Source organism: Polymorphobacter sp. (assembly GCF_051860865.1).
Classification (GTDB): domain Bacteria; phylum Pseudomonadota; class Alphaproteobacteria; order Sphingomonadales; family Sphingomonadaceae; genus Sandarakinorhabdus.
This window is the reverse complement of the sequence record NZ_JBIMKZ010000013.1, coordinates 39,447-48,413: the sequence shown is the minus strand read 5'-3', so window position 1 is coordinate 48,413 and position 8,967 is coordinate 39,447. Positions and strand designations below refer to the sequence as shown.

General features: G+C 65.9%; 10 protein-coding genes. 4 read left to right on the top strand and 6 right to left on the bottom strand.

The window, feature by feature from the left end:
* The 4 genes from ACTIFJ_RS04155 to ACTIFJ_RS04140 all read left to right on the top strand — a co-directional run.
* The coding region (locus tag ACTIFJ_RS04155) for a PhoH family protein (RefSeq protein ID WP_439532829.1) at nucleotides 1–558 on the top strand (558 nt) is incomplete at its 5' end.
* Nucleotides 559–561: 3 nt separating this feature from the next.
* Nucleotides 562–1,068: an rRNA maturation RNase YbeY gene (ybeY, locus tag ACTIFJ_RS04150; protein WP_439532828.1), complete on the top strand. Its 507-nt coding sequence runs from the start codon at nucleotides 562–564 to the stop codon at nucleotides 1,066–1,068.
* A gap of 77 nt (nucleotides 1,069–1,145) precedes the next feature.
* The gene (locus ACTIFJ_RS04145) at nucleotides 1,146–1,991 is read left to right on the top strand and encodes a hemolysin family protein (RefSeq protein WP_439532827.1); all 846 of its coding nucleotides are present in this window, start codon (nucleotides 1,146–1,148) and stop codon (nucleotides 1,989–1,991) included.
* The gene (locus ACTIFJ_RS04140) at nucleotides 1,988–2,767 is read left to right on the top strand and encodes a kinase (protein ID WP_439532826.1); all 780 of its coding nucleotides are present in this window, start codon (nucleotides 1,988–1,990) and stop codon (nucleotides 2,765–2,767) included. The genes ACTIFJ_RS04145 and ACTIFJ_RS04140 overlap by 4 nt, the downstream gene beginning before the upstream one ends.
* A 19-nt stretch (nucleotides 2,768–2,786) precedes the next feature.
* Here the strand turns inward: ACTIFJ_RS04140 and ACTIFJ_RS04135 are convergent, their stop codons facing one another.
* From ACTIFJ_RS04135 to ACTIFJ_RS04110, 6 genes are all read right to left on the bottom strand, one after another.
* Nucleotides 2,787–3,044 carry an SWIB/MDM2 domain-containing protein gene (locus ACTIFJ_RS04135; RefSeq protein ID WP_439532825.1) on the bottom strand — a complete coding sequence of 86 codons (258 nt, stop codon included), beginning with the start codon at nucleotides 3,042–3,044 and terminating at the stop codon, nucleotides 2,787–2,789.
* 73 nt (nucleotides 3,045–3,117) lie between these two features.
* Complete coding sequence (locus ACTIFJ_RS04130; RefSeq protein WP_439532824.1) at nucleotides 3,118–3,471, bottom strand: hypothetical protein; 354 nt, start codon at nucleotides 3,469–3,471, stop codon at nucleotides 3,118–3,120.
* Entirely contained in the window at nucleotides 3,468–4,676 is a 1,209-nt protein-coding gene (locus ACTIFJ_RS04125; protein ID WP_439532823.1) for a class I SAM-dependent methyltransferase, read from the bottom strand. Before ACTIFJ_RS04125 ends, ACTIFJ_RS04130 begins: the two co-directional genes overlap by 4 nt.
* A 14-nt stretch (nucleotides 4,677–4,690) precedes the next feature.
* Nucleotides 4,691–5,812 (bottom strand): nitrilase-related carbon-nitrogen hydrolase, encoded by a 1,122-nt coding sequence (locus ACTIFJ_RS04120; protein WP_439532822.1) that lies wholly within the window; start codon nucleotides 5,810–5,812, stop codon nucleotides 4,691–4,693.
* A gap of 16 nt (nucleotides 5,813–5,828) precedes the next feature.
* The gene (locus ACTIFJ_RS04115) at nucleotides 5,829–7,079 is read right to left on the bottom strand and encodes an MFS transporter (protein ID WP_439532821.1); all 1,251 of its coding nucleotides are present in this window, start codon (nucleotides 7,077–7,079) and stop codon (nucleotides 5,829–5,831) included.
* 98 nt (nucleotides 7,080–7,177) lie between these two features.
* Nucleotides 7,178–8,967 (bottom strand): TonB-dependent receptor (locus tag ACTIFJ_RS04110; RefSeq protein ID WP_439532820.1); only part of this gene is annotated, 1,790 nt, incomplete at its 5' end.

The window sequence follows — 8,967 nt, the reverse complement described above, 5'->3', positions numbered from 1 at the left end:
CCGGCCGGCACCGGCAAGACCTATCTCGCCGTCGCCCAGGCCGTGTCCCAGCTGATTGCCGGTTCGGTCGACCGGCTGGTGCTGTCGCGCCCGGCGGTCGAGGCCGGCGAGCGCCTCGGCTTCCTGCCCGGCGACATGAAGGACAAGGTCGATCCCTATCTGCGCCCGCTCTACGATGCGCTCTACGACATGCTGCCGGCCGAGCAGGTCGAGCGCCGGCTGGCGTCCGGCGAGATCGAGATCGCGCCGCTGGCCTTCATGCGTGGGCGGACGCTGGCCAATGCCTTCATCATCCTCGACGAGGCGCAGAACACCACGCCGCTCCAGATGAAGATGTTCCTCACCCGCTTCGGCGAGAAGAGCCGGATGGTGATCTGCGGCGACCCCAACCAGGTCGACCTGCCCAACCCCGGCCAGTCCGGGCTGGCCGATGCCGTCCGCCGGCTGGACGGGATCGAGGGCATCGCCACGCTGCGCTTCTCCAGCCGCGAGGTCGTCCGCCATCCGCTGGTCGGGCTGATCGTCGATGCCTATGAAGGCCCACCGCAGGACGCCTGACCCATGCTTCATACCGATACCATCATCGCCGCCGGTGACTGGCCCGAGGCCATCGACTGGCCGGCCCTGGCGTCGGCGGCGGTCGCCGCCGCCATCGCCGAAACGCCGCATGCCGGGCTGGCGCTGCGCCGCTTCGACCTGGAGTGCAGCGTCCGGCTGACCGATGATGCCGAGGTCCATGCGCTCAACCGCCAGTTCCGGAACAAGGACAAGCCGACCAACGTGCTCAGCTTCCCGATGCTCGATTCGGTGCTGCTCGGCAGCCTGTCGAACAGCGACGACGGCGAGGCGCTGCTCGGCGATATCGTCATCGCTGCCGAGACCTGCCGCGCTGAGGCAGCCGCGCGCGACTGGCTGTTCGAGGATCATGTGCAGCACCTGATTGTGCACGGCACCCTTCACCTGTTAGGATATGATCATGAAACAGGGGAGATGGCGGCAGACGCCATGGAAGCGCTTGAACGCAGTGTTTGTGCCCGGCTCGGCCTGGGCGATCCCTATCCGGTCTGAGGTGTCACCCGATGCCTGACCCCGAGGGCGATAGTAGCCCCGAAATAGCCAGCCGATTGTGGCGCTCGGTCCGGCGTATGCTGGGCCAGGCGCCGGAACCATCGCTCAGGGAAAGCCTTGAGGAAGCCATCGACGAACACAGCGACATCGGCGCCGCCGCCGATGACCTGACCGCCGTCGAGCGGACCATGCTCAAGAACATGCTGCATTTCGGCGAACGCCGGGTCGGCGATATCGCCGTGCCGCGCTCGGACATGGTGATGTTCGATGAAAGCCTCGGCTTTCCGGCGCTGGTGGCGCTGCTGCGCGAGGCCGGCCACAGCCGCATGCCGGTATGGCGCGGCAATACCGACCAGATCATCGGCATGGCGCATGTGAAGGATATCTATGCGCTGATTGCCGAGGAATTCGGCAATGGCCCCTCGAAACTGGCCGAACAGCCGATCGAGCCGCTGCTGCGCCCGGTGCTGTTCGTGCCCGGCTCGATGCGCGTCGTCGACCTGTTGGCCCGGATGCGCGCCGGCCGCACTCATATGGCCATCGTCATCGATGAATATGGCGGCGCCGACGGGCTGGTGACGATCGAGGATCTGGTCGAGGAGATCGTCGGCGAGATCGAGGACGAGCATGACGAGGACGAGGCGGCGCTGATTCAGGCGATCGGCGACGACCTGTGGGAGGCGGACGCTCGGCTGACGCTCGAAGCCCTTGAAGAAACATTGGGAATCCGCTTCGGCGACGCCGAGATCGATGCCGAGGTCGATACGCTGGGCGGCATGGTGTTCATGCTCGCCGGCCGCGTCCCGGCGCCGGGGGAGACCATCGCCACGCCGGGCGGCTGGCGGTTCGAGGTCATCGACGGCGACCCGCGCCGGGTCAAGCGCCTGCGCATCCACGCGCCGGCCGAGCTTCTGGACGATTGATCGATCCGGCGCCGTGGCGACCGCTGGCGGCGCGGATCGCCGGCTGGCGGGCAGGGCAGGGGCGCGACCTGCTGGTCGGCCTGTCCGGCGTGCAAGGCAGCGGCAAGTCGACGCTCGCCGCCCTGCTCGTCGATCTGCTTGGCACGGATCATGGCCTGCGGGCCGTCGCCGTCTCGATCGATGACTTCTACCTGACCCGGGCCGAGCGCTCCCGGCTGGCGGCCACCGTACACCCGCTCTTCCTCACCCGCGGCGTCCCAGGGACGCATGATATGGGGCTGATCCGGCAGTTCTTGGCGTCACTTTCATTAACTTTCGGCCCCGTTCGGGTGCCTCGGTTCGACAAGACCGCCGACGACAGGGCGCCGCAATCGGCCTGGACCGCCATCGACGCCCCGGTCGATGTCGTCATTTTCGAAGGCTGGTGCCTTGGCGCACGGCCGCAACCGGCCGAGGCGCTGGCACTGCCGATCAATGCGCTGGAGGCACAGGAAGATGCCGACGGCCGTTGGCGCACGGCGGTCAACGACCAGCTGGCCGGGCCCTATGCCGCGCTCTGGGAACGGCTCGACAGGCTGCTGGTGTTGCAGGCACCCTCATGGGATGTGGTGGCCGGCTGGCGTGCGCAGGCCGAAACGCGCATGAACGCCGCCGAACTCGGCCGCTTCATGCAGCATTATGAGCGGATCAGCCGCGCCCTGCTCGATGATCCGCCGGTGGCGGACTGGGTGGCGAGGCTGGATGCCGGGCGCCGGGCGCATCCGGCCGGGGGCTGACCCCGGCCGGGAAAGCGGCTTACTTCAGATGCTTCGAGATATGCTTGTTCATCTCGAACATCGAGCAGGAGTCCTTGCCGAAGATCTTCTTCAGCGGACCGTCCGCGAGAATCTCGCGCTTGTTGGCCGGGTTCTGCAGATCATGCTTCTTGATATATTCCCACATCTTGCTGACCACCTGCCCGCGCGGCAGCGGGTCCTTGCCAACAATCGCGGCCAGGTCGGCCGACGGGGTCATCGGCTTTTGCAGGCCGTCGAGTTTCTTGGTTTCTGCCATGTTTCTCCCCTATCACTACGACCGAGGCCGATATGATTGTCGGCGGCGGTGGGATTATGAGCCTTAGCGAATGTCAGCCGTCGCGCAACTGTCTCGATACGTCATCCACCGAAGATTCAGCACCGGCAAGACTTTCCATGTCTTGCTGAACGCCGCGAAGGATGCGCGCCGCATATTCCCGGTGCATCAATCCGCGCTCATGGCCGGCCTCGCGGTCGGGCGCATAGGCCTCGATATCGGCGCGGGTGATGCTGCCCTTCTCGTCGAGCAGCCGCTCGACCGTGTCGAGCCGCTCCTTGACCACGGCGACCTCGCCGGCCACCGCCATCACGATTGACAGCATCCGGTCAAGCGCCGGGTCCTCGAAATACTTCGGCCTCGCCCCCTTGGCCTTGGCGCCGGCGCGCGCGATCCAGTCCACGCTCATGCTGCCACCTTTTTCCAGGCGCCATAGGCGTGCCAGACGGCGGCGCGGCCGAAGTCCTCGGTGTCGCCGACCGGCGACGGCGGGAAGATCGTCTCGTCGACCACCGCCCGCACCTTGGCTTCGAACTGCGCCTCGCGGGGGAAGCCGGCGTCTTCGAGAATGTCGTGGAGGTCGACGGCGTGCATCGCCGTCCAGAACGGCTCATTGTTGTTGAACGCATCCCAATCGCGCATGAACTGCTCGAACAGCGGCATGTCGGGCGTGTATTGCGGCTGTTCGAGATGGAACATCAGCCCCTCGTCGGCGAGCAGCCGATGGCCCTCGGCGATGATCCGCGGCAGCGACTTGCCGCTGGTCTCGTGCAGGAACATCGTTGTCTGCACCCAGTCGAAATGGCCGTCGGGGAATTGCGGCAGGCTCTCGGCATCGGCCTGGATGAAGCGGATGTTGTTGACGCCCAAAGACCGCGCCCGCGCATGGGCATAGCGCAGCACCGGGGCGGCGGTGTCGATGGCGATCACCTCGGCATCGGGAAAGGCCTGGGCGATCGGCAGCACCGAATGACCGACCGTGCAGCCGATATCGAGAATGCGCTTCGGGCTCCAGCCGGGGCGGGCGTCCTTGGCCCACTTCGCCAGCGCCTGGCCGCCGCCATCCGACAGTCCGCCCATGCCGCCGCCGGTGGTGACGAAGATGCCGCAATCATAATTGGCGCCGGCCGAAACATCGCCCGGGCGCTCCTCGCCATGGTAGCTGCCGGGCATGCAATGAATGTCGACGGCGCGCTGATAGGGCGGCACGGCGACCGACGGATCGAGCTCCAGCCCTTCGCCATTGCCCGAGGCGGCACGGGCGCGGGCATCGAGATCATCAAGCTGGCGCAGCACGATCGAGCGGCCGTTCTGCTGGCGCATTTCCATATTGTTGCGCTTCAGCGCCGACCAGAAGCGATGATAGGGGTCCTGGTTCATCGCCTTGCGGACCTCGTGGCGGTCCGCTGGCTCGCGGCCATACTCGGCGACGAACGCCGGCAGCACGCGCTTGTCATAGGCCAGCTTGTTGCCCGGCCCGAGCGTCCCGGCGACATGCTTGTTAAGGTTGGCGAGGAAGTTGAACCGCGCCCGCTCGTCATGCGTCGCCTTGGGAAACACGCCGTGGCGGGAGACCATCGAATAGGGTGGGGGAATATCGTCGTGAATGGCCATGGGGGAACCTTCCGTCAGATGATACCTGATTTTTCGAGTCTGGCGATGACCTCGTCCTGCATCCGTCTGAAATGGTCGCGGTCGGGGGTCTTTACAACGCCGTCGCTGAGCAGGCTGTTGGCCGGCTGCACCTGGCCTGCATAGCTGGCGGCGAAGAGTTCGAGCCGCTGGCGGCTGAGATAATTGGTCATCCCCGGCTTGCGCCGTGCCCGGCGCAGCCCGGCGATGTCGATGTCGCCCGAGGCGGTGAAGGTCTCGCCGCTGTTCGATTCGGCCATGACATTGCCCTTCCAGTCGATCAGCGCCGAATTGCCGTCGGCGGACGCCAGCGGCATGTCGGTGCCCCAGATGCCGGCGGTGTTGGCGCTGATCACATAGGCCAAATTCTCGAAGGCCCGGGCGCGGCGGGCGATATGCTTGTGGGTCGGGTTCGGCGAGCCGATCTCCGACGAGCAATGGACGAACACCTCGGCGCCGCGCAAGGCATGGGCACGGGCAATCTCCGGATAGAGGATCTCCTCGGAGGCCAGTGCCGACAGTCGGCCGATCTCGGTATTGGCTACCGGGAACACGCCCTCGATGCCATAGATGTCCAGATATTTGTCCCAGACGTCGTGCGGCGTCACCGCGTACATCGAGTTGAGTCGCCGGTAGCGGAGCACGACATTGCCGTCCGGTCCGATGATGAAGCTGGTCTGGAAATACAGGCCGGGAAAATGCCGGTCGGTCTCATAGGCATTGCCGGCCAGCCAGATCTTCATTCCCTGCGCCAGTCGCCCCAACGCCTCATATTCCGGCCCGCCCTCGGCGATCGCCGCCTTGTCGGCAAAATCGGGAATCGAGATGCGGCCCGGATAGGAGGTGAACAGATATTCCGGCAGCACGGCGAGGCGCATCGGGCTGCCGGCGAACTGCTCGATGAAGATCTTCGCCTGCAGGATCTGCGCGCCGACGGTCTTGATCTGCGCCAGCATCGCGGCGCGCGCCGCCGCGCGGTCCGGCCAAGGTTCGACCGAGCGGGCCATCAGTTGCATCGCCACCGCGCTGTAGAGCGGCACGGCCTTGATTTCGGCGGCTTCGCTCACGGCCGGCAACGCCAGCGCGCCGGCAAGGAACAGGCGGCGATCGAGGTCCATCCCATCATCCTTCTCCTCAGGCCGGCGCCACTTCGGCCTCGCCGAGATCGGCGGGCGTCGGGTATCGCCCGAGCAGCAACGGCAGCAGCGCGCCGACCAGGAACAGCCCGCTCGCCACCACCAGCATTGCGTCATAGCTGCCGGTGGCATCGCGCACCGCGCCATAGATGGCCGGGCTGATCGCCGAGCCGACGCCGAACGGCATGTAGAGCATCCCGTAGATCTTGCCATAATGGGCCAGGCCGAAATAGCGCCCGGCGAGAAAGGCGATCAAATCCGATTCGGCCCCGGCGGCGAAACCGAGCAGGATCGCTGCCACCATCAGTGTCGACAACGGGCTCGAGGTGCCCATCAGCAGCCAGCAGGAGATTGCCGGCGCTGACAGGATCGGAACCAGCACGCCCGGTGCCCAGAAGCGATCGAACAACATGCCGGTGAACAGCCGGCCGAAGAGGATGCCGGTAGCCAGCACGCTCATCACCGTTGCGCCCTCGGCCGCGGAGAAGCCGTGCAACTCGGTGATCTGCACCATGTTGATGAAGGCGCCGCCGAATGCCATCGACACACAGGCGATCGATAGCCAGATCACCCAGAATTTATAGCCTTTGACCGCCTCGCCGAAGCGCATGCCGATCAGCATGCCATTGGCGCCGGACAGGCCGGCCGGCCGCTCCTCGGGGCGCGGCTCGCGGAACAGCCAATAGGCTAGCGGCAGCGCCACGAACAGCGGTAGCAGCGCCAGCGTCGGGAAGGCGGCCCGCCAGCCCGAACCGATGAAGGCGCCGTCGATCGCCAGCCGGGCGATCTGCGGCACCAGGATGCCGGCGATGCTGGTGCCGATCAGCAGGATGCCGAGCGCCAGCCCGCGGTTCTTGACGAACCACATGTTGACGGCGCGGCTCCAGGTCACCGGCGTCGAGCCGATGCCGACCAGGCCGACGATCGCCCAGAGCAGGAACCAGATCGTCTTGCTCGGCGGCATGAAGGTGAACAGGCTGAAGGCGATGCCGAAGGCGGCGGTGGACAGCAGCGCCACCCGGCGCACGCCCCAGCGGTCCGCCGCCGCACCGAACACCGGCGCCAGCATCGCGCCGATGACGCCGAAGATGGTGATGCCCAGGCTGATCTCGAAGAACGACCAGCCCAGCTCGGCATGCATCGGGCCGATCACGGCCGGCAGCACGTTGAACGGGATGGGCGAGGCCCCGCAGGCGACCCCGATCATGCCGGAGGCAAGAACCGGGCCGCCGCGCTTGAATTCGCTCATCCTGTCCTGCCCTCATCCATCACGCCATACCCTGCGTAGGATCAGGGACCGACGGCAACTGCCCGCCCCGGTTTATCCAAGAGGCGGGCATTATGCGATCAGAAGTTCCGCTTCAGACGGACCTGCCAGGTGCGCGGCGGATTGAGGTAATTGAAGTTGGCGAGGCTCGACTGATAGTAGCTCTTGTCGAAGCAGTTATCGCACTCGAGGCTGACCAGCCAGTTGCCGTCGTCGGTGCGCATCTGCAGCGCCGCATTGACCTGCCAATAGGGCTTGGTCAGCGAGCCATAAATCACGTCGCCGCCGAACGGATTGGCGGGCAGGGTGCCGCCGCCCGGTGCAGCGATGCTGCCGGTGTAGATGGTGGCGTTGGCGGTGCCGGTCTCCAATGCGGTCCGATACTGGGCGTTGACCGACGGGGTGATGAAGATGCCGGCGCCCGGCAACGGAATGTCATAGGAACCGCCGAAGGCCAGGCTCCAGTCCGGGGTGCGGACCGGCTCTGCGATATCGCCATTGGCATCGATGATGCCGGCAGCGCAGGCAGATGCATTGGTGGCGCCGGTGGAGAGCGGGATCAGGCCGGCGGCGAGCTGCGCCTGGCACTGCAGCTGCTGCGAACGGACCGACTGGACGTTGTACTGGTTGGGCGCAAGCGTATCGCTGACCTTGTACTTGTCCTTCTGGTAGCCGACGTTGGCATAGAGGTTCATGCCGCGGGTGGGGACCACGGTGACTTCCAGCTCCAGACCCTTGTTTTCATAATCGGCGAAATTCTGGGTGATGAAGGTGATGGCGTTGGTGATCGGATCGTTGAACGCGGTGCCGGTCTGCAGGTCCTGCACGTCCAGCCAGAAGCCAGTGATGTTGACGCGCAGGCGGCGGTCGAGCAGCTCGCTCTTGATGCCGGCCTCATAGCTCCAGACCTTCTCCGGATCGAACGGGATCAGCGTGTTGGACGAGGTGCCGCGGGCATTCCAGCCGCCGGACTTGAAGCCCCGCGTGGCGCTGGCGAACAGCAGCAGATCGTCGTTGGGCGCATAGTTGACGGCGAAGCGCGGCGTCCACAGCTTGGCGCGCTGCTCGGTCGGGATGTCGACGCGGCGGCCGCCCGGGAAGGTGACGAACAGATTCTGGTTGTCGAGGCAGCTGGCCAGGACGGTCGGCGAGCAGAAGCGGCGGTTGTCCTGAACCCGGAAGGTCTTGGTCTCGTCGGTGTAGCGAATGCCGGCGGTCAGCTTGATCTGGTCGGTGACGTTGAGGTCGCCTTGGAAATAACCGGCCTTGGCATTGGCGCCATTGTCGATGCGCCGGTCGGCGAGCAGGAAGTTGCCGCCGAACAGGTCGGCGAAGTCGGTGGCGTTCTTTTCCTTGATGAAGAAGAAGCCGGTGACGAACTCGATGGCGCCGTCGGCCAGCTTGCCGTTGAGCTTCACTTCCTGGGTGAACTGGGTGTGCCGGCTGTCATTCATGATGCTGAAGCCGCCGTTCGCCAGCCCCTGTACGGGCGGGACCGGCGTCGTCACCGACGGCAGGCCGCGGCCATCGGCGAAGTCCAGCGCGAACTTCTGGGTCATGGCGATGTAGCCGGTGATCAGGCTGAGCGAGAAGTCATCCGACGCCGCCCATTCGAAGTTCGAGGTATAGAGCTGGGTCTCGACCTCGTTGCCGAGCGGGAAGCCGGCCTTGCGCCCGGTGATGGCCAGCGGCGCGATGCCGGTGGGGGTGACGCCGACGGTGCCCGGATAGGCATTGGTGGTGCCGGCGGGCAGCTCGGTGCGCATGCCGGTGGTGGCGAAGCGGCCGTTGCAGTTGCTCGGGTTGCGCGGATCGCAGGTGAAGTTGACGATATTCTCGCCGCTGCCGCGCATATAGGCGGCGGCACCGT